Origin of the sequence: Chlorogloeopsis sp. ULAP02 (assembly GCF_038404745.2) — a bacterium.
GTDB lineage: Bacteria > Cyanobacteriota > Cyanobacteriia > Cyanobacteriales > Nostocaceae > Chlorogloeopsis.
In genome coordinates, this window is record NZ_JAYKTT020000010.1 from 1 (window position 1) to 20,776 (window position 20,776).

The 20,776-nt window shown below is 41.4% G+C and carries 16 protein-coding genes; 7 read left to right on the forward strand and 9 right to left on the reverse strand.

Annotated elements, in window-relative coordinates:
- Positions 1–27: 27 nt before the first annotated feature.
- Positions 28–657 (reverse strand): DUF3611 family protein, encoded by a 630-nt coding sequence (locus tag U2718_RS06290; protein WP_341998093.1) that lies wholly within the window; start codon positions 655–657, stop codon positions 28–30.
- Positions 658–982: 325 nt separating this feature from the next.
- On the opposite strand from U2718_RS06290, the gene U2718_RS06295 reads away from it, so the two are divergent.
- Positions 983–1,855, forward strand: a complete 873-nt coding sequence (locus U2718_RS06295) for an MBL fold metallo-hydrolase (RefSeq protein WP_341998091.1) — start codon at positions 983–985, stop codon at positions 1,853–1,855.
- An 82-nt stretch (positions 1,856–1,937) separates the two neighbouring features.
- Here the strand turns inward: U2718_RS06295 and U2718_RS06300 are convergent, their stop codons facing one another.
- Positions 1,938–3,458, reverse strand: a complete 1,521-nt coding sequence (locus U2718_RS06300) for a cryptochrome/photolyase family protein (protein WP_341998090.1) — start codon at positions 3,456–3,458, stop codon at positions 1,938–1,940.
- A 535-nt stretch (positions 3,459–3,993) separates the two neighbouring features.
- Here U2718_RS06300 and U2718_RS06305 point away from each other — a divergent pair.
- Positions 3,994–4,947 (forward strand): hypothetical protein, encoded by a 954-nt coding sequence (locus U2718_RS06305; protein WP_341998088.1) that lies wholly within the window; start codon positions 3,994–3,996, stop codon positions 4,945–4,947.
- Between the two features lie 347 nt (positions 4,948–5,294).
- On the opposite strand, the gene rfbB is transcribed toward U2718_RS06305, so the two are convergent.
- Positions 5,295–6,368, reverse strand: a complete 1,074-nt coding sequence (rfbB, locus tag U2718_RS06310) for a dTDP-glucose 4,6-dehydratase (RefSeq protein ID WP_341998085.1) — start codon at positions 6,366–6,368, stop codon at positions 5,295–5,297.
- Positions 6,369–6,555: 187 nt separating this feature from the next.
- On the opposite strand from rfbB, the gene U2718_RS06315 reads away from it, so the two are divergent.
- Entirely contained in the window at positions 6,556–7,101 is a 546-nt protein-coding gene (locus U2718_RS06315) for a GAF domain-containing protein (protein WP_341998118.1), read from the forward strand.
- Entirely contained in the window at positions 7,094–7,480 is a 387-nt protein-coding gene (locus tag U2718_RS06320) for a nuclear transport factor 2 family protein (RefSeq protein WP_341998083.1), read from the forward strand. The genes U2718_RS06315 and U2718_RS06320 overlap by 8 nt, the downstream gene beginning before the upstream one ends.
- Positions 7,481–7,784: 304 nt before the next feature.
- Here the strand turns inward: U2718_RS06320 and U2718_RS06325 are convergent, their stop codons facing one another.
- From U2718_RS06325 to U2718_RS06340, 4 genes are all read right to left on the reverse strand, one after another.
- Complete coding sequence (locus U2718_RS06325; RefSeq protein ID WP_341998116.1) at positions 7,785–10,049, reverse strand: response regulator; 2,265 nt, start codon at positions 10,047–10,049, stop codon at positions 7,785–7,787.
- Between the two features lie 146 nt (positions 10,050–10,195).
- Positions 10,196–10,642, reverse strand: a complete 447-nt coding sequence (locus U2718_RS06330) for a response regulator (RefSeq protein ID WP_289789690.1) — start codon at positions 10,640–10,642, stop codon at positions 10,196–10,198.
- Positions 10,639–14,034 (reverse strand): PAS domain-containing protein, encoded by a 3,396-nt coding sequence (locus U2718_RS06335; RefSeq protein WP_341998081.1) that lies wholly within the window; start codon positions 14,032–14,034, stop codon positions 10,639–10,641. Before U2718_RS06335 ends, U2718_RS06330 begins: the two co-directional genes overlap by 4 nt.
- A 219-nt stretch (positions 14,035–14,253) precedes the next feature.
- On the reverse strand, positions 14,254–15,087 hold the full coding sequence (locus U2718_RS06340) for an AAC(3) family N-acetyltransferase (protein ID WP_341998079.1): 834 nt from the start codon (positions 15,085–15,087) through the stop codon (positions 14,254–14,256).
- A 145-nt stretch (positions 15,088–15,232) separates the two neighbouring features.
- Between U2718_RS06340 and U2718_RS06345 the strand changes: the two genes are divergently transcribed.
- The 3 genes from U2718_RS06345 (at position 15,233) to cydB (ending at position 18,720) form a co-directional block, all read left to right on the forward strand.
- Positions 15,233–16,003: a sulfite exporter TauE/SafE family protein gene (locus U2718_RS06345; protein ID WP_341998077.1), complete on the forward strand. Its 771-nt coding sequence runs from the start codon at positions 15,233–15,235 to the stop codon at positions 16,001–16,003.
- Positions 16,004–16,255: 252 nt separating this feature from the next.
- Positions 16,256–17,698 carry a cytochrome ubiquinol oxidase subunit I gene (locus tag U2718_RS06350; protein WP_341998075.1) on the forward strand — a complete coding sequence of 481 codons (1,443 nt, stop codon included), beginning with the start codon at positions 16,256–16,258 and terminating at the stop codon, positions 17,696–17,698.
- A gap of 8 nt (positions 17,699–17,706) precedes the next feature.
- Positions 17,707–18,720 (forward strand): cytochrome d ubiquinol oxidase subunit II, encoded by a 1,014-nt coding sequence (gene cydB, locus U2718_RS06355; RefSeq protein WP_341998074.1) that lies wholly within the window; start codon positions 17,707–17,709, stop codon positions 18,718–18,720.
- Between the two features lie 215 nt (positions 18,721–18,935).
- Here the strand turns inward: cydB and U2718_RS06360 are convergent, their stop codons facing one another.
- Positions 18,936–20,288 (reverse strand): serine hydrolase, encoded by a 1,353-nt coding sequence (locus tag U2718_RS06360; protein WP_341998072.1) that lies wholly within the window; start codon positions 20,286–20,288, stop codon positions 18,936–18,938.
- A 121-nt stretch (positions 20,289–20,409) separates the two neighbouring features.
- Positions 20,410–20,733 (reverse strand): thylakoid-associated protein, encoded by a 324-nt coding sequence (locus U2718_RS06365; RefSeq protein ID WP_341998070.1) that lies wholly within the window; start codon positions 20,731–20,733, stop codon positions 20,410–20,412.
- Positions 20,734–20,776: the final 43 nt, after the last annotated feature.

A 20,776-nucleotide genomic window follows, 5' to 3' on the forward strand; every position in this document is an offset into this window, starting at 1 on the left:
ATTTATTTTGTACGACCACTTATTTACTTACAATTCAGGATGTAACCAATTAAATAACCCCAAAGAAGCAACTGTCCCAATGTAATGAGCGGTGATACCCGTCATACTTGCCATGGCGACAAAAATATCTAGGGAGCGAATAATCCGAGTTGGATCGTAAATTGCTACCCCTTGTGGTTGAGCAATAGATTTTGAGAGTAGAACACCCAAACCAGATCCTCCTCCCAAAATAGTCAGCAACAATCCTACAAAACCTGCAATTACAGCAATTCGCAGCACTTTCATTACTTCTGCTTTCTTAGGATGCAAGGTTGGATCGGGATTGCGGAGTCGTTTGGCAAAGCGAGTAATTCTAAAAGCTAGATAGGTAGTAAATAATAAGGCTAGAATTCCACACACTCCCCAAAAGATACTAATGTTAACTCCGGGTGTTGTTCCTTGATTATAATTTACACCTGGTACTGCACCTGGCACTCCTGGGGTAGGTGTTATTGCTTGATTGAAGCTACGACCAGAAATTGCGAAGATCAACATTAAAACAGAAGCTGCTCCCAATCCAAGTTGTAACCACAAGCTCACCCAACTAACAAAGCGTAAAATGTTGGCGATTCTTTCCAATTTAGTATTAAGAGTCTGTACTTCTGGCTGGGCTTGCATGGCTGTTGAATATAATCTGAAGATAAGTTTTTCTTATCTCAACAGTAGGTATCTTAGCAGGAGATTACGACCTTCTGAAGTAAGAATGTCCTTGACTGAAAGTATTACTTAAGTAGCGGTAGTTAAAACTTGGTGCCAAGGCGTTTATGCGATCGCTTCTTGATTAGCACTCAGCAAAGACAATTTGGATGAGAACTTCAAAATCGCAACTTAGCGCAGTTCATCAAACCCTAGAACTATCTTTGCTAACCTAGTTATATAGTTATATTAAATTTCATTCCTTTTCCAGAAAATAACTGCGACTAGGCAAAAAAGGTTTAATAAAATGGCTCATTTAGATCTGCGTCGCCCCGAAAATGTTAGTGGCGACTTTTATGTAGATACCACCTGCATTGACTGTGATACTTGTCGTTGGATGGCTCCCGAAGTTTTTATTGAAGCCGAGGGAATGTCAGCTGTTTATCACCAACCAGCGAATGCAAAGGAAAGAATTAAAGCGCTGCAAGCACTTTTAGCTTGCCCAACCAGTTCTATTGGTACAGTTGATAAACCTCAAGATATCAAAACAGTTCAACAAAGTTTTCCAATTCCTGTAGAAGATAATGTTTACGATTGTGGCTACCATTCGGAAAAATCCTATGGTGGAGCAGGCTACTTTATTCAACTACCAGAAGGTAATGTGTTGGTAGATTCCCCTCGCTTTACGCCGCCTTTAGTCAAGCGTTTGGAAGAGATGGGAGGAATACGTTATATGTTCCTGACTCACATGGATGATGTGGCAGATCATAAAAAGTATGCAGAGCATTTTGGATGCCAGCGCATCCTCCACAAAGACGACATCACTGCCGATACTCGTGATGTAGAAATTCAGTTGACTGGTTCAAAACCGACTCAATTAACTCCTGATTTATTAATTATTCCAGTTCCCGGACATAGCAAAGGACATACAGTCTTGTTGTACAAAAACAAGTTTCTGTTTGCTGGCGATCATCTAGCTTGGAATGATGAACTTGGGCATTTGTTCGCTTTTCGTCAATATTGCTTTTACTCTTGGACAGAATTAATTAAGTCAATGCATACATTGGCTAATTATACTTTTGAATGGGTTTTACCGGGTCATGGACGAAGGTATCATGCAGATGCAGAAACTATGAAAGAGCAAATGCAAAAGTGTATCGAGTGGATGGAAGTTAATTAACTGATTTAGTGCTGATGAAAGTGTTTTGAAAATTAGGCAGAGGGCAGAAGGAAAGAGAAGTTTTCATCAATTCGTTGAGGAATCATCCAAAATTTGGGGAGGATATTTCTTGAGCATGCCAGTCTTGAGCTTGTTGATGGATGCTTTGTAAATCTTCTTGAGAGATTTTATCTAAATTTTTCATAATTAAGCTCATCCGCCCTTGAAGTTGGAGCTGCTCGCGGTGTCGATCAAGAAAGTTCCAGTAGAAGAAGTTGAACGGACAAGCATTCTTGCCGATACGTTCTTTGTGGTTATAAACACAGCTTTTGCAATAGTCACTCATCCTATTGATGTAGTTAGCAGAAGCGGCATAAGGTTTGGATGCCAAAACCCCTCCATCAGCAAATAAACCCATACCGATGACATTTGTCTGCATTACCCAGTCATAAGCATCAATGAACGCGGCATGAAACCAATTTTCGACTGATTGCGGCGAGATTCCAGCAATTAGCGCAAAATTACTCACCACCATTAACCGTTGGATATGATGAGCATAGCCCGTGCGCTGCACTTGCGTAAGAACTTGGTGCAAACAATTCATTTTAGTTCTACCTGTCCAAAAAAAATCTGGTAGCGGTTGTGTGTGGTTAAACCAATTTTTTTCTGAGTAGTCTGCATCGACATAGTGATAGATGCCATGCATATATTCTCGCCAACCCAAAACCTGACGAATGAAACCTTCCACGCTATTTAAAGGTAGTTGGTGTTGCTCGTATGCTTGTTGAACTGCTTGAATTATCTCTAAAGGTTGAAGTAAACCGATATTCAAATAAGGAGAAAGCAACGCGTGCCACATTGTCTCTTCTCCCGTTACCATTGCATCTTGGTAAGAACCAAAATTCTTGAGTCGATTTTGAATAAACCAATCTAGTACCTGAAGTGCTTGTTGGCGAGTTACTCCCCAGCGAAACGGTTCTACTTCTCCATAGGTTGGCACAGAAAGAGAATTAACTTTGGCGATCGCCTTACGAGTAATTTCGTCTGGCTCAAACCAATGTGCAGGTGGTGTATTTAGCTTTCCTTTTGGTGGTTGACGATTTTCTTGATCAAAATTCCACTTTCCCCCCACTGGCTTGTCTTTCTCCATTAAAATTTGAAAACGTCGCCTTCCTTCGCGATAAAAATCTTCCATGAGCAGGCGCTTTCTACCTTTAGCCCAATTGTTAAATTCTTCTGTACTCCACAAAAAATGATCGTTAGGAATTAAAAGTTTCTGGCAAGAAAGTTCTAAACTTTGAATTATTTGTAGGAATGGGCGATCGCTTGGCATCATCACCCGCAACTCAGTAATTTGATTCGCCTCGATCCATTCTTGAAGCGGTGTCTCAAAATCTTCTGCAATCTTGTATGTTACTAAGTATCCGAGTTGGCACAATTCTTCAGCAAAATGCCGCATTGCTGACCAAACTAAGACTAGCTTTTGCTTATGATAGGGTCTGAGTTGGATATAACGCAACGATTCAATTAGAATTACAGGTACATTCTGTTGATGAGAAAAACTTTGCAAAGCTGCTTGTTTTTCCCAAAGCTGATCGCCTAAGATCCAAACCCCAATCGTCATTGTTAGTACCAAAACTACCCAGAACTACAGATAAACATAACGCAGTTAGCTTCCGGAACGCGGAAAAGTCAGAACTCATGTCACGGTGGTAGGGTGTGTTAAAGGCTATGTAAAGTTTTGAGAGTTTAAGAGAGTAAGAACTAGCCGTGACGCGCTGCTTTCACGCAACGCCAGGTGCTACCCTCTGGGCGTCTACAACGCGCCTAACCCGCAAGGGCGCATTGGCTCCCCTACATCTAAGGTTTAGTTGATAAACTATCTCTTAATGATTTATATTACAATTTCATCTAGTTATTAATGACTAATTTATATTCCAGAGTTAAGATAAAAGTACTATCTAATCAGGAATAAATATTTTGGTGCTTTAATCTAGTATAGAAATAAAGTAAAAAAGTATCTAAGTAAAACTGCTAGAAAATTCTAGTACTGTAGTTCATAGCAAACCGCATCAGTCTTAACTCTCTCTAACCTGAATGAGAATGAGAGAGCAACAATTTTCTCACGCTTTATGCATTGACTAGTTTAGGATCTGTCTATGTCACACCGTCGTTTCAATCCCGCTTTCTTAGGCAATCTCAAAACTAAATTATGGAACCTGAGCCAACCAAGTTTTTGGGGAACAGCAATTTTTTTATCTGTTGTGGGGTTGGTGGTTAAAGAATACTTGACCCATCCAGATCATCTCAGTGCCGGGCAAAAAGAGCAAGTCGAATCACAAAAATCTACTGACTCTTCTTTATCAGTGGAAGATAGGGCGATCGCGGCAGATATTGATAATTTACCAGTTCTTTTTTATGACTTTGAGCATGCAGATATAACTCCAACGGCTAGTACGCCAAAGAAAAATACCAGAACCAATGAAAATAAAGGCGTATCAAACGATTTAAGTAATGCCACTTCAAATCCAGGCTTAAAGCTAGCTAATCCTGCACCCGTCCCCAAGCTAGAAAATCCATTTGTAGTACAAGCCGAAAATTTATTGCAATTAAAAACATTTCAAAGCGATCGCCAGTTCTCTATAGTCAATGGGGTGACGACATTGCCGACTCAAATAGGTTCAGGAGAAAACTCTGCCTTTAGTCAAAATACTGCTCCACTTAGCGCTTTGCAAACAGCAATCAACCGATCGGCAAGCCAGAATCTACCAACTGGAAATAACACAAGTTTAACTCAGATGAATTCTTTTGAGCGATCGCTGCCAAATATGGGGTTGACTACACAAGCAAACACTACCGTGATTAATGGCAGTAATTATAATACGGTAACAGCAACAAGCCAGCCACAAAACTCTGTGACTATTCCCAATAATAATTTAGATTCCCGCTTCACTAACACTCAAAATCAATTTCCAAATAACTCTGTTAATTTAAATAGCAGTCAGTCATCTTCTGGCATCACACCATACAATTTTCAAACTCCAAATCGAGATGTTGTTGTTCCAAGCAACATAATGCAAAATAACTTTGATTCTGGATTTCCTAACCAATAGCATTTAGTTTCATTACAGATATAAGTAATTCAAAATAAATAAACTAAAAATCTAGATATAGAATCCTAGCTTCTTAGAGAAATTAGGGTTCTAACTAATAAAAAACCAGTGGTGTTAACACCACTGGCTACCCTGGCATTTAAATGGTTGAATTCTATGACAACAAAAATCTCGAAACTGATGATGTCAGTAAATTCTTACCTCGTAAAGTCATATGCAACTTTCATGCAACATTAAAAATTTTGGGTTGTGTAGCAAAAAATTTGAGGGCATGAAAACCCTAATCATAAATGACAAATGACTATCTTAATTAGTTAGCTTGATTTGCACCGACCTACTTATAAAATTTAACTAGCAGAGAAAACATAATTTTTCTGGTAATATGTTTGATACTCTTCCGACAGCAGGGGTTGCCACCAGTCGTAGTGAGCAAGATACCATTTCACAGTCAATCGTAAACCTTCTGCAACCGTAACTGAAGGCATCCATCCAAGCTGATTTTTAATTTTAGTAGCATTAATTGCGTATCTGCGATCGTGTCCTGGTCTATCTTTAACAAAAGTAATCAAATTCTCGGCAGGATTTACAGGCAATTCAGGCGCTAATTCATCCATTAACTGACACAACATCCGCACTAGGTTAATATTTTCCACCTCGTTGTTACCGCCGATATTATAGGTTTCACCGGGAGCGCCACTATTAATCACTACATCCAAAGCACTACAATGATCGCCCACATAAAGCCAATCCCGAACATTTTTGCCATCGCCATACACTGGTAATGGTTTACCCATTAAAGTGTTAATGCACATGAGAGGAATAAGTTTTTCAGGAAACTGGTAAGGGCCATAATTATTAGAACAATTTGTAATAATTGTTGGTAGTTCGTAGGTATGGTAATAGGCACGAACTAAGTGATCACTACCAGCTTTTGACGCTGAATAAGGACTATTGGGAGCATAGGGAGTAGTTTCGCTAAACGCAGGATCTTCAGCACCAAGACTACCGTAAACTTCATCGGTAGAAACGTGTAGAAAACGGTAATGAGCAGGATGTGAATTTGCTTGCCAGTGTTGGCGAAAAGCTTCAAGTAGAGTGTATGTACCCACTACATTAGTTTGTACAAAAGCACCAGGCCCCAATATAGATCTATCTACATGAGATTCAGCAGCAAAATGGGCGATAGTGTCAATATTTTCGGTTTGGAGTAGCCGATCCACCAACGAGCGATCGCATATATCCCCTTGTACAAAGCAAAAATTTTCCTGCTCCTCCCATCCCGCTAAATTTACTCGATTTCCCGCATAAGTTAAGGCATCTAATACTACCACTCGATCATTAGGATAATGCTGACACCAATGATGCACAAAATTTGAGCCAATAAAACCTGCACCACCGGTTACTAACAAACGACGACTCATGCAACTCGCTCCTGTTTGTTTTTAGCACTACAATACTAGCTGTTAAGTAAGTATTAGGTACAAGTTACAGGAAACAGGGAACAGCAATCAGTGAAGGATACCCAATCCCCGATCGCCTATGTCGCTGGGACGATGCTTTCAATTGCAGGTGGTTGAGAAGATACTCAAAAAAATCACAAATCTGCCAATGACTGATTTAACTCTACCAAAAGCGATTAGAAACATTCTCAACACTCATACTGAACCAGATTCTGTCTTTAATGCCTTACTTCCGGTACTTGGAGAAATATTGCAGTGCGATCGCTGTTTTCTTTATGTACGAAACCCTCAAACTAAGCTTGGTAAAGTTCCCTATTGTTGGCGGCGCAGTCTGGAAATTCCAGAAGTTATAGACTCTGAATGGAAATTAGAACCAGATTCGTTAACAAAAGAAGATCCGATGTTTGCTGCTGCAATTAGAACTGATCCTTCTATTTATGTCGAAGATGTAGAAATCGCAAATCCAGAGGTAGTGAATCAAGAATTTGAACGTAAACAATTTGGACATCGAGCTCTAATTCATGCTCACTTATGTCAAGATGGGCAATTATGGGGTATTTTACAGCCAGCCATCTTCGGTCAAAAGCGAGTTTGGTCAAAGTTTGATCGTGCCATTGTCACTAAACTTGAAAGTGAACTAACACCGTTGGTGGTTAGGTACGTTGTATCTAAGGAGATGCAAACTTATGACTGATGCGAACGAGGTTGTCAAAGCGATGTGTAAGAAGTATCAGGCAGCCGTTAACGCTAGCGATTCGACAGCTTATGGGAAGCTATTCGCCGCAGATGCGATTCGGATTCCACCGGGTTCAGAACCTGAGCATGGTGCAGTTGAGATTTCAAAAAGTGAACAGAAGGATTATGACATTGCGAAATGGACTATTCAATCTCAACCCATTGATGTTCTACAGATTGACGATCAATGGATATACGGCATTGCGCACATTGATATAACCACTACCGCCCATGCTGATGGAACGACGAATTCATTCAAAGCGACAAAAACCTGGCTTCTCCACAAAGAGAACTCAGGGGAATGGTTGATCAAAAGGCAGATGTGGAATCTCAAGTAATTAATTGAACAGAGTATCTTGATCCCACCTGGTAGTGAGTGAATTTGTCTGTGGCGATGAACATAAGAGCTTTTAACATCATATAATTTTATTTGTGTTATACGATTTCCCTAAATTTTGGCTAGAAATAGAACAAGGTTTGTAATTGCGCTTAAGTGCTATTACAAGCTACGTGTAGCCTTACTTTAGAGAATTGGTATTACACCATTTCACAAAAATTCTGATCCAAGTGCAGACAATGTAGAGACGCTAAATTTAGCGTCTCTTATACTAAATTGCCATTACAAAAGAGCCAAAACATCAATTATGAACTAAGTACTTTCTGTAAAGTCAGTAATAATTCCTTAACAGTATAAGGTTTTGACAAAAATGTTTTAGCCCCAAAAGTGGCTGCTTCCGCCAATTTACTGTTAGACATCAGTCCGCTTGTGGCGACAATTTTTACTGATGGATTGATTTTTTGTAAAGTACGAATAGCGGTAATTCCATCAAGTGATGGCAGCATCATATCCATCAGCACAACACTGATTTTATTTCGATTTTGGGCGTACAGCGCGATCGCTTCAATCCCATCACTAGCAATCAATGTCTTGTAGTTATAAGCCTCTAGCGATGCTTTAGTAATCTCTTGAATGGCAGGCTCATCATCCACAACCATAATTAATTCTCCCTTACCTGCCAGTGGTTCTAGTTCTTGAACTAACTCTGTTTCAGTTTCCTGTGCTGCTGGCAAGTAAATTTTAAAGCTGGTTCCATGCCCAACTTCGCTGTACACATTAATAAATCCACCGTGGCTTTTGACGATGCCAATGACAGTGGAAAGTCCTAAACCTGTACCTTTACCCAATTCTTTTGTGGTAAAGAATGGCTCAAAAATTCTCTCTAAGATTTCTGGAGGAATGCCAACACCAGTATCGCTAATAGTAATAACAGCGTAGGAGCCAACTTTGGCTTCTAAATGCATCCGAGCATAGTTTTCATCAATTACCAGGTTTTCGGCAGTAATTGTTAAAATACCACCACCTGGCATTGCATCACGAGCGTTAACGCAAAGATTCATCAATACTTGATGTAGTTGCGTACTATCTCCGCAAACCGTCCACAGGTTTTGCGGTAAATCCATAATGACTTCGATAGATTTGGGGAAAGTTTGTTTGACAATCTTGACAACTTCTTTAATCAAGTGCTTGACTTGCAAAGTCATGCGCTTGCCTTCAACACCCCGCGCAAACGACAAAACCTGCTTAACTAAATCGGCACCGCGTCTAGCACTATCTTCTAATATTTCTAACAGGTGCTCGTGTTCCGGATATAGATCAGGAAATTTAATTGGTAGCAGTTGAGCAACTGCCAAGATTGGTGTGAGGATATTATTAAGATCGTGAGCAATACCACTGGCAAGAGTGCCGATACTTTCCAGACGTTGAGTGCGAAATAATTGCGTCTCTAATTGTTTTTTCTCAGTAATATCGGTATCAACAGTGAGAATAGATTTGGGAGAACCGTCTTGTTGACAAACTAAAGTCCAACGGCTGGCAACCAAAATTTCTTTGCCTGTTTTAGTAACTTTAGTTAACTCGCCCTGCCATTTACCTTTGGCAATAACTGTTAACAGTGCTGCTCCTACTTCTGGCGGTAATTCGTCATTATACAAAAGTTCAGTGGCATCTTTACCGTAAACTTCTTCTGCACGCCAACCGTAAAGATTTTCTGCACCTTTATTCCAAAATATAATTTTGTTTTCTAAATCTCGCACCAGAATTGCATCTGTTGTCACATTTAATAATGCTGCTTGCTCGCGGATTTTTTCTTCTGCTAGCTTGCGATCGCTAATGTCAATACTGGCACAGGTTATTCCCACTACTTCTTGTGCTTCATTGCGCAATGGCTCTACAGTTAAATCGTAATATCGAGTTCCTTGTACTGTAGTGATAGATACTTCTTCTCTGGTGCCAATCCCAGTAGAAAGCACACGTTGTTTAATTTCTAACAGACGTTGCACTTGATCAGGAGCAATTAAATCTAAGTCTCGTTTTCCGATAATTCCCTCATCCACAAAGCCTGGTGAGGTATTATAAACCCACGTATAACAGAGTTCCTTGTCTTGAGTAGAAACAATAATTGGAGAGTTTTTTAATGCTACCCGAAATCTCTCCTCACTTTGCCGCAGTGCTTCTTCTATCCGTTGTCGCTCAATGGCATAGCGCATACAGCGCACAAGCAAGTCTCCATTTACTTGCCCTTTGATTAAATAATCCTGCGCTCCCTCTTGCATCGCCCTTGTAGCCAAACTTTCATCATCTAAGCCTGTCAGGACAATAATGGGAATCGCTGGTGCTTGCAAATGTAGTTTGAGAAATGTTTCTAACCCCTGGCTATCTGGCAGTGAGAGATCCAAGAGGATGACATCAAAGCTTTCTTGCTTGAGAGTTTTTAATGCTTCATCAAGCTTTTCAACTGATATTAATTGAAACTGTGCAGAAGTGACTTCCCACAAAAATTCCTGCAACAGACGGGTATCAGCGGGATTGTCTTCAACCAACAAAATTTTGAGCGGTTGTTCTGCCATTTTAGTCATTAGTTATTAGTCATTGGTCATTGTGGTTAGTAGTTAGTGGTTTATTACTCCCCTTCCTTGTCTCCCATTCCCCCTTGCTTGCTGCTCCTGTGCTCCCCCTCCCCGTGTCCGCTTGTCCTCTTCCTAATCCTTCGTCTTCACTCTGATGGCAGTTTGACAATGGTAAACCAAAAGCTTTCTATGGATTGTACGATTTTAACGAATTGATCGAAGTCCACAGGCTTGGTGATGTAGCAGTTAGCTGCGAGACTGTAGACTTTTAAAACATCTTCTTCAGCCTGAGAAGTTGTTAAAACTACTACAGGTATTCGCTTGAGAGTTTCATCTGCCTTGATTTCTGCCAGTACTTCTCTGCCATCTTTTTTAGGCAAATTTAAGTCAAGTAAAACAATATCAGGGTGGGGTACATCAGCATATTTATCTTCTTTGCGCAGAAACGCGATCGCTTCTACACCATCCTCAACCACACTCAAGTTGACAGAAATTTTGCTATCTTCTAGAGCTATTTTGGTTAATTCTACATCACCAGGATTGTCTTCTACTAACAAAACCTCAATAGGCATGATGTCTGTTGGAGTATTCACGATGTCGTACCTATCCTATCTGGAATTGTGAAGTAGAAGGTGGCACCTTGCCCTGCTTCTGACTCTACCCAGATACGCCCACCATGACGTTCGACAATTTTTTTACAAATTGCCAAACCAATACCGGTACCGGGATATTTGCCCCTAGCGTGCAAACGTTGAAAAATGACAAAAATGCGATCGCGATACTGAGCTTCAATCCCAATACCATTATCGCGCACCCAAAAGAGCCATTCTGTGAGTGAAGAGGAAGAGTGGGGGAGTGGGGAAGAGGGAGAATTTACAATATTACTTCTACTTTCTGCCTCCTGCCCTCTGCCCTCTACCCTAGTTACCCCAATCTCAATTTGTGGTGTTAGTTCGCTCTTGAATTTGATGGCGTTATTAATCAAGTTTTGAAATAACTGGGTAAGTTGGGTTGCATCGGCGATGACTTGGGGCAAGGCTTCCGTATGGGTGATCACTGCACTGCTTTCAACAATGGCAACTTTCAGGTTAGCGATCGCTCGCTGTAAAATCAGATTGCAATCAACAGTCTCAAAGGGTTGGGCGCGGGTACTAATGCGAGAGAAGCGTAACAAGTCATTAATCAGGATTTGCATCCGACTTGCACCGTCTACAGCATAAGCAATAAATTCATCTGCTTTGGAATCAAGTTTGTTCTTATATTTTCTCTCTAGCAGTTGTAAATAACTTGTCACCATCCGCAATGGTTCTTGCAAGTCGTGGGAAGCTACATAAGCAAACTGTTCTAATTCTGTGTTGGAGCGAGCTAGTTCTTCTCTTTGATGCACTTCTTGTTCTAACAGTTGTGCTTGAGATAGGGCAATACCAATTTGGTTTGCCAATTGTTGCAACAAATCAATTTCAAAACTACTCCAATCTCTTGGATATGCACACTGTTGAGCAATTAGCAAGCCCCAAAGTGTATCTCTAAGAATGATTGGTACAACTATGTGTGCTTTTACACTTAATTTCTCCAAAAATTCTCTATGACAAGGATGAAGGTTTGCCGTAGCAATATTAGGGACGACATGAATTCTTCCTTGACGATAAGCTTCTTGATAGTCTTCGTAAAAACAATGGTCTACGAGCTTTTGCGCCAAAATAGAGGTACAATCATGTACTAAAGCCTCTTGCACAACTGTTCCCCAACCATCGTGACCTAACTGAAAAATTAATACTCGGTCAGAATTGAGTAGTTTTTGGATTTCTGTAACTGTAGTTTGAAGGATTTCTTCAGTTCGTAAAGATTGGCGAATTTTAAGGGTAATTTCAGCTAAAAGTTGCGATCGCTGATTTTGGTGTCTTAATTCCTCCTCGGCTCGTTTACGTTCGGAGATATCACTGAGCGCTCCTAACATCCGCAATGGACGCCCCTTTGCATCCCTAATTGCCTTGCCTCTAATTAGGTACCAGTTGTAACTGCCATCGAACTGACGTAACCGTACTTCCATTTGACATGGTTGGTTGAGTTCCAGATGTTGATAAAGTAGTTCTGCAAATCGCTCTCGATCTTGGAGATGTACTAGTTGATAAAGAAATTCATAGAAATGCCTTTGTTCTTCTTTTGGCGGCAATCCCAGGAATTGATAAAATCGTTTTGAGCAAAAGCAATTGTTATAAACAATATCCCAATCCCAAATTGCATCATTGATAGCATCAATTACTAACTGCAATCGTTCTTCACTTTTCAGTAAGCCTGCTTCTGCTTGCTTACGCTCTGTAATATCAGTAATTGTCCCGACAAAGCCAGTAATTTTACAACCATTTTCTCTTTCCGCAACTGCTTGACCAAATACCCAAAAAACTGCTCCATCATCACGTTGAAACCGATACTCCGATTGAAATGGTAATAAACAGGTTGCATCCAAACTAACTGTATTTACCCATTGGTACCATCCACTCGCAACACGCTCTTGATCGTCTGGGTGTAGAGCTAGTATCCAGTCTTCTCCTAGTGCATCTTGGAAGGAGAGTCCGGTAATTTCACGCCAGCGTTCGTTAACATAAATAAAACTTCCTTGGGCATCTGTACGGAAGATGCCCACAGGCACGGCTTGGGCAAGAGTGGCATATCGACGTTCGCTCTCCCGCAAAGCCAGTTCTGCTTGCTTGCGCTTCGTAATATCTAAATCTATCCCTGCAATTTGGATCGGTTTGCCTGTATGATCGCAGATGACATGACCTTTTGTAGCAGCCCAACGAATTTTACCGTTAGGTAAAACAAAGCGAAACTCTAAGTCAAGGTAAGAATCTTCTTTTTCCTCGATCGCGCGGGCAGTAGCATCCAACACTCTGTCTCTGTCTTGTGGATGCAGCAACTGGATGAAAGTTTCCGAGCGCCCATCAAAGCTCCCTGGTGCCATTTCAAACAGCTGTTCTAGATTAGCAGACCAACTCAACCTTTGTGTCAGTAGATTCCAGTCCCAAGTCCCCATTCCAGCTACTTCCATTGCCAGTCGTAATCTAGCTTCGCTATCTTGTAGTGCTTGCTCTGTCTGCTTGCGATCGCTAATATTAATCCAATAACCAACGATTTCTAAAGGCTCACCAAAACTGTCTCGGACTAAAGTCATTTCATCCCGAACCCAGCGATAACTCCCATCTTGGTGTTGAAAACGATATTCATGGGTGTGATGTCCTTGCTCAAACAAAGTGGTTAAGTTTGCAAATACACTGGGAGCATCGTCAGGATGGATATGCTCTACCCAAAAATTGTTTTTTTCAATAAATTCACGGCTGTTATAGCCCAAGATAGAGCTAACATTGTCACTAATAAAGGTAGCGGAAAAATCTCCACTAGGTTGGCAAGAGTATATAATTGCAGGGCTAGCGCTCAGTAAGTGACGCAATCTTGCTTCCGCAAGTTGATGTTGTTCTTCAACTTGCCGCACCGAGATGATATCTCGCCGCATTTCTATTTGTGCCATCACTTGGCGTGCCAAAGCTTGCAATGCAGCCACCTGTTGTGAATTCAATTGCCGAGGTTCTCGATCCATAACGCAAATAGTAGCGATCGCTTGCCCCTCTGGCGCAAACAGGGGTACACCAGCATAAAATCGCACATGAAAAGGAGAAGCCACGATTGAATTTTTCTGCCACTGTGGATCTGCCAAAGTATCAGAAACAATTAAAACATCGTGCTGCTGAATACAAGCAGGACACATCCCAATATCGCGTAATAATTCTTTAAAATCCCAACCAACTTTTGCTTTCAACCATTGACGGTTTTCATCAATAAAATTGATACAAGCTATTGGAGTGCCACAAATGAGAACTGCTAATTGGACAAGATTATCGAAAGCCGCTTCGGGTTCAGTATCAAGGATTTGATATTGACGGAGCACTGCTAGCCTTGCCCTTTCCCGATCAATTGGTAGAGCTGACATTAATATTAGTGAAGCAAATCAAATTTTAAGCTTGAAAATAGTAAAATTTAAAATTTGCAAATATTCTAACTACTTAAATATTGGCAAATTAAAAGCATAGTAACTCTATTATTTTTTAAGTTACTAAATTAATTTACTTAAATTGATTTTTCACAGGAGTTTCTTTAGATTTTTGTTAAAAAATGAAATACAAAGAAGGTTGTTCAGGCACACCCACTTCTACGGGAATATCTCTGGCGAAAGAGAAACCCTTGCCCGAATTGTCAACCAATTTTTGGCAAACTCAACGGCAGATTTGACCGGAAACAGCCTAGCAGTAGTAGAACCAACTTTCGATACTTTGACGTAACCTGCTTGTTCAAAAGCTGTACCCAACTCAACAAAACAATCGTCTTCAAACTCAATATCTGTGTAGAGTTTCCATACTCTCTGTCCTGCCTCCAAAATTGCAGCCCCTTTGACAACTCGTTTTGCTCCATTGATGGAGTACTCGGCAAGATGAAAGCAGGTGGAACTATCGTAGCCGACTCCCAATAGCAGCACCCAACCGTTCAAGTCATAGAGCCGAGCTAGGGGAGAACCCTCTCCAAGAGAGTCGTCTAGAGAGTGATCTGTGACAATCGCTTTGGCGTGCTGCCCCCAAGCGGCAAATGAAACCGCAGGATGAGAACTCCGCAGCACATCAGGGCAAGTTCGGAATACTTCTGCAATCTTACCCATGCCTCGTGTGGGAGTTACCTGGGGGTCAAAAGCTGGCATCGTTTCTCGTATAATTGGCCACCACTCGGCTGGAACAGGTGGAGCTTGCCAATTACCCGGATCGGAATAATCACCAGAATGGGTAGGCATTACCAAAGTTCCTGTCGTTGTGACAACATCCATCAGCACCTCAATCACTGTCACAGCACCACCACAAACCCATCCTAGTGAACTGAGGGAAGAGTGTACGATTACTGTCATGCCCTCTGCCAATCCAAGTTGACGCAAATCGTTCAACAGCGAGGCACGAGTGCGAGGTGATGGTGTGCTTAAAATTGTTTCCAATTCACTCATTTTACGCAGAAAGTAAGAACTAAATTATGAGAAACTAAGCTCTATAAAAAATCATTAGTTGATTACTCTTTAGCACGAAAAGCATGATGGTAGTTAGATGATTTCTCATACATTATGTATCAATAATTAATTCCAAGTAAGAACTATGAACTTAATTTTAGGAATTGTTCTGGCAATTTGTATTGGTATGAGCTTGGGATTAATTGGAAGTGGCGGATCAGTTGTGGCAGTACCAATTTTAATTTACGTACTAAATGTACCGCCAAAATCAGCGATCGCGATGAGTTTAGTTATTGTCGGTGCTGTAAGCTTAATTGGTGTTATTCCTCACTGGCAACAAGGTAATGTAAATCTGAGAATTGCCGCCTTATTTTCTCCTACTGCCATGCTGGGTGCTTACATAGGTGCCAGAATTGCCTCATTGCCAATTATTTCCCCTACATTTCAGCTAATTTCTTTTGCGATCGCAATGGTAGTAGCTGCTATTCTAATGATTTGCAACAATAGCAACGAATTGGATGATAGCGATCGCCACAAAAACTATCAGTGGTTGGTAATACCAGCCGAAGGATTAGGGGTAGGAATTCTGACAGGATTTGTTGGTATTGGGGGCGGTTTTTTGATTATTCCGGCGTTAGTCTTACTAGGTAAAGTACCAATCAAAGAAGCTGTAGGCACATCATTAATAGTTATTACCTTAAAGTCAATGACAGGATTTGCTGGCTACTTTGGTCGCGTGTCCATTGATTTTAATTTGATGATGTACTTTACCATCGCTGCTAGTATAGGCACAATTGCTGGTGCTTATTTCACAAAATTTACCCAGCCCAAGCAACTGGAAACTGGTTTTGGTTTGTTCATGATTGCTATAGCTATATTTATCGTCATCAAAGAATATGTTTTCGGTCTGACATGAAAATAAGGCAGAAGGCAGTCCTAATGAAACAAGTTTCACCGTCAGGCATGAAAAACCTCACCCCTTGCCCTCTCCTTACCAAGGAGAAAAGTCAGTGCGATGGCTCCCCCACACCCAACACCCTTCTCTTTGACGACATTCAGTCATAGATTAAAAATTTGTAAAGATTTGTCACTAGTACAAGTATTCATTGCTTATGTAGTGGATGACAATCCTGACACTTAGTTGTTGAAGCAGTCGAGGGAAGCGTTAATGGAATTTTTGTCTGATACCGTAGTGTTGTCAAGGATGCAGTTTGCACTGACAGCCATATTCCACATTCTTTGGCCTGTATTAACAACAGGCTTGGCCATTTATCTAGCCATTGTTGAGGGAATGTGGTTGAAAACCCGCAATCCAGATTACTATTACCATGCTCGTTTTTGGTCAAAACTTTATGTCCTAAATTTCGGTATTGGCGTAGCTACTGGTATCCCGATGGAGTTTCAATTCGGGACAAACTGGGCTCCTTTTTCTGAGGCTGTCGGTAATTTTTTTGGCAGTGTGATTGGGTTTGAGGCCTCTTGGGCATTTATGCTGGAAGCTGCTTTTTTAGGCATTATGGTGTTTGGCTGGGAGCGCGTTCATCCCATCATTCACTTTATCTCTACCATCTTGGTTGCCACTGGTGCCAATCTCTCAACTTTGTGGATTTTGACAGCAAATTCGTGGATGCAAACTCCTGCGGGTGGAGAGATGGTAAACGGCAAGTTTATTGTCCACGATTACTTTCAGGCGATTCTCAATCCGTTTATGGCGGTGAGCGTGTCGCATATGTTCCTGGGTACACTGGAGACTTCGTTGTTTGTAGTTGGTGGAATTAGCGCCTGGTATATCCTTAACAATCGCCAAAGCGCCTTCTTTGCTAAAGCCTTTAAGATTGCCTTAATAGCAGCGATCGCTGTGGCTCCATTGCAGATATACGTAGGACATTTGAGCGGTGAGCAAGTGTATCACTATCAGCCTTCAAAATTGGCAGCAATGGAAGCGCAATGGGAAAGCACCCCAACAGGACAACCAGCAGATTGGAGCCTGGTGGCTCTACCAAATGAAAAAGCTGAAAAAAATAATTGGGAAATTACGGTTCCCAACGCCCTTGGATACATTTTGGAATTTAAGAAAAACCTTTCTGAACCTGTACGAGGACTCAAGGAATGGCAACCCCAAGATAGACCGCACCTTGTTGGTCTAATTTACTACTCCTTCCGCACGATGATTGCCATTGGCTTCTTTTTAGCAGGATTGATGCTCGTCAGCACTTTGCAATGGTTACGTGGCAAACTTTCCCCAGAAAATATTGCCCAGCAGCGTTGGTTGATGCGTGCTTGGATTTTTGCTGCTCCCCTGGGATATATTGCTGTCGAGTCAGGCTGGATTGTACGCTGTGTCGGACGACAGCCGTGGACGGTTTACGGACTGATCCGCACAGTTGATTCTGCCTCCCATGTACCTGCGACTAATGTCTTAACGTCTTTAATTGGGTTTGCAACTACCTACACAATTCTATTTATAGCTGTCTTGTACTTTGGTAGTCGTATTATCCGCATCGGGCCAAGATTAGACTTGCCAATACCAGGGATGGAAACTAAACCTGCAGTAGAAACAACTCCAGGGCAATTTGTTCCCGATGAGCGTCCCGTAGAAGCGCAGCAATAGGAGGTGATATGGAGACGCTAACTTATTTTCTACCACAGGTTTGGTTTGGAATTTTAGCCCTTTTTCTCTTTCTCTATGTGATGTTGGATGGGTTTGATTTGGGAGTAGGAATTTTGTCCCTGACTGCTTCCAATGAAGAACGCCGTGGAATTTTGATGACTAGTTTGAGTAACATTTGGGATGCGAACGAAACCTGGTTAGTGCTGATGGGAGGAGGTTTATTTGGGGCATTTCCTCTTGCCTATGGCACAATCTTGAATGCCCTTTACATCCCAATTTTGTTGATGGTGTTTGGGTTGATTTTTCGTGCCGTGGCGTTTGAGTTCCGCGAACAAGCAAAACGGAAGTTATTTTGGAACTTTGCCTTTGGCGCAGGGAGTTTTCTGGCAGCACTCGGTCAAGGATTTGCCCTTGGCGGCGTACTAAAGGGAATTCAAGTAGATCAAGCAGGGCATTTTATTGGTACAACTTGGGATTGGTTAAGTTGGCAAACTATATTGGTAGCTTTGACTCTAATTCAAGGTTATGTGCTGATTGGCTCAAATTACTTGATTTGGAAAACTACAGGCGAGTTGCAGGAAACACACTATAAAACAGCAAAAATTGCGGCTGTGACAACCCTAATCGGAGCAATTTTGATTACTGTCACAACTCCGATATTTTATGAGTACGCTAGAGAGCGTTTATTTCATCGTCCTCTAGTTTATGTGTTTGCCACAATTCCCTTGCTGGGAGTCTTTTTGATTTCGCTACTAATTAGGAGTTTATTTCGTAGAGAAGAGAGAGCACCGTTTATTTGGACAATTTTGCTTTTCATGCTTACGTTTATTGGATTGGCAATGGTTGTTTTCCCTTACATTATTCCGACTCAAATCACCATTTATGAAGCCGCCGCTGATCCCAGTGCGCTGGTGTTCATGATTATTCTCATCGGTGCGCTCATCCCCGTGATGTTGTTTTATAACATTTATCAGTACATTGTGTTTCGGGGTAAGGTTACTGGCGGGCAATATGGGGAATAATTAACAAGAGTGGAGACGCGATATATCGCGTCTCTATAATAGTTTTGGCGTTACACAAAATCATGTTTACGCTATGAAATTAGCAACGCTTTGTTGGTTGAAAATCCAATACAATGGATCGCTGTAGAAACAATACAACCAACAAGAAGTATTTTTAGCAAATATTGGCGCTTGAGTTAAGTATTCAAACAATAATTGACCTCTTTAAGCTAACTCTAATTCACCCTAGTTGCCACACGCTCTCGTCCACTTTGATGTAGGATTACGTGTGATGCTTTGCCTGTCTCATCTACTACAAATGTGCGTTGAGCATCTATTAGCTTCATAAAAAACTTTGTTGATGACTCTGGAAACAATTCAACTCTTTCCTGTCCAATCCATTGAGCAAAAAGGCGATCGCATTCTTTTGTCACTATCATCACCCATCCCGGCTCCAATTCATATTGCCCGACGTAGGCATCATAAATTGTGGGATCAAGTGCGATCGCTTGCCGTTTTTTAGGCAGCTGATAAGGTTCACCAAACAAAATCGCAGCCAAATCATTTGCAATAGCCACAACTGGTGTTGCTACTGCTGGATCTATGTTGGTAAGCACAATCATAGAAACTTGTTCATCTGGATATCTAGCAATGCGAGTGCTAAAGCCATCGATTCCACCACCGTGATACAAAAGCTTGCGTTTAAAGTGAGTGCATATAATTCCCCCATAACTGTGGTAATATCCTTTACCATCTTCTGCTGCACTAATCGTAACCTTGGGTGTAAACATCATCTCTCTAGACGCCTCACTCAGTACTGCATCGGTATAAAGTCCTTGCTCCCATTTGTAAAGATCCTCAATGGTTGAGTACATTGCCCCTGCACCCGATGGCCATGACATATCGATAAAATCTGCGTTTTGATAAGTTTCGCCAGTGAAAACATAGCCCGAAGCTCGATGGGGCAAAATCACCTCTTGGCGATCGCAGCCTGAGTCTACCATTTCCAAAGGTTCAAGAATTTGGTGTTGCAGGTACTCGGTGTAGGAGTAACCAGAGACTGTTTCAATAATCTTGGTGAGGACTACGTAGCCAGAGTTTGTATATTGGTAACGCTCACCTGGTGTAAACTCTAGTGGTTCACTACTAAATCGGGCAATCAAATCATCCAGAGTTACCTTAATTTTCTTTGTCCGCTCAAAGTTAGAAAATTCTGTGTAGTTGGGAATACCTGAAGTGTGGTTGAGCAGGTGATGAATAGTAATTTGCTCACCGTTGGGATAGTCAGGCAAATAAGTTGAAATCGAATCATGCACCTCAAGCAAACCTTGCTCATGAAGTTGGAGAATTGCCGTCGCTGTGAACTGCTTGGTAATCGAACCGAGGCGAAACTTTGTCTGGGGTTTATTTGGAACATTATGTTCAAGGTTAGCCATGCCGTAGCCTGCACTTAAGAGTACTTCACCTGCACGGGCAACCAACACCGATCCCATAAAGTAGCGATTGGCTAAACATGCTTGCAGATAAGCTGTCATCTCGTCAACAACAGCTTGATGGCTAAAGTGTGACTGTTTTCTGTGCTCGTCCATGCAGACTCACCAAGATTACGACTAAAAGGACGTACCAGACACAGCATAAACCCCCAAGAGCGATCGCCCTTGAGGGTTGCGAAGATGTTAATTTTCTTCAATCTAGGAAACAACTGCAATCCTAACTACTAGCAGTAGCAGTTGGCTTTTTCCGCATCTTTTCAAAATAGTCTTCCCAGAATTTCTTTTGAGCGTCTAGCATCATCCGGTGATTTTTTTCCTGGGCTTCTAGGAAGGATTTTACAATTTCTTCTTGGAAATCCAGGGATTTATTAAAAGCTTCGGAGAGATTTTCTTCTCGTTGCATATCCGGGAAATTTTCTAGGCAGGTATCTAAGAATTTTTTCTGCCAATCGCTAAACTGCTTTTGCCACTCGTTGAATTGTTTTTGGTACTCGTCAAAATAGGTGGTATACATTTGACGTTTAACCGCTACAAACACCATTTTTACTGTTTTGGGGGGAGTGGGGCGGCGTTTGCCACTTCCC

What these genes read in the sequence shown, in the direction of transcription:
- U2718_RS06290 (WP_341998093.1), bottom strand. Translation starts at nt 657, where the DNA reads ATGCAAGCCCAGCCAGAAGTACAGACTCTTAATACTAAATTGGAAAGA.
- U2718_RS06295 (WP_341998091.1), top strand. Translation starts at nt 983, where the DNA reads ATGGCTCATTTAGATCTGCGTCGCCCCGAAAATGTTAGTGGCGACTTT.
- U2718_RS06300 (WP_341998090.1), bottom strand. Translation starts at nt 3,458, where the DNA reads ATGACGATTGGGGTTTGGATCTTAGGCGATCAGCTTTGGGAAAAACAA.
- U2718_RS06305 (WP_341998088.1), top strand. Translation starts at nt 3,994, where the DNA reads ATGTCACACCGTCGTTTCAATCCCGCTTTCTTAGGCAATCTCAAAACT.
- rfbB (WP_341998085.1), bottom strand. Translation starts at nt 6,368, where the DNA reads ATGAGTCGTCGTTTGTTAGTAACCGGTGGTGCAGGTTTTATTGGCTCA.
- U2718_RS06315 (WP_341998118.1), top strand. Translation starts at nt 6,556, where the DNA reads ATGACTGATTTAACTCTACCAAAAGCGATTAGAAACATTCTCAACACT.
- U2718_RS06320 (WP_341998083.1), top strand. Translation starts at nt 7,094, where the DNA reads ATGACTGATGCGAACGAGGTTGTCAAAGCGATGTGTAAGAAGTATCAG.
- U2718_RS06325 (WP_341998116.1), bottom strand. Translation starts at nt 10,049, where the DNA reads ATGGCAGAACAACCGCTCAAAATTTTGTTGGTTGAAGACAATCCCGCT.
- U2718_RS06335 (WP_341998081.1), bottom strand. Translation starts at nt 14,034, where the DNA reads ATGTCAGCTCTACCAATTGATCGGGAAAGGGCAAGGCTAGCAGTGCTC.
- U2718_RS06340 (WP_341998079.1), bottom strand. Translation starts at nt 15,087, where the DNA reads ATGAGTGAATTGGAAACAATTTTAAGCACACCATCACCTCGCACTCGT.
- U2718_RS06345 (WP_341998077.1), top strand. Translation starts at nt 15,233, where the DNA reads ATGAACTTAATTTTAGGAATTGTTCTGGCAATTTGTATTGGTATGAGC.
- U2718_RS06350 (WP_341998075.1), top strand. Translation starts at nt 16,256, where the DNA reads ATGGAATTTTTGTCTGATACCGTAGTGTTGTCAAGGATGCAGTTTGCA.
- cydB (WP_341998074.1), top strand. Translation starts at nt 17,707, where the DNA reads ATGGAGACGCTAACTTATTTTCTACCACAGGTTTGGTTTGGAATTTTA.
- U2718_RS06360 (WP_341998072.1), bottom strand. Translation starts at nt 20,288, where the DNA reads ATGGACGAGCACAGAAAACAGTCACACTTTAGCCATCAAGCTGTTGTT.
- U2718_RS06365 (WP_341998070.1), bottom strand. Translation starts at nt 20,733, where the DNA reads ATGGTGTTTGTAGCGGTTAAACGTCAAATGTATACCACCTATTTTGAC.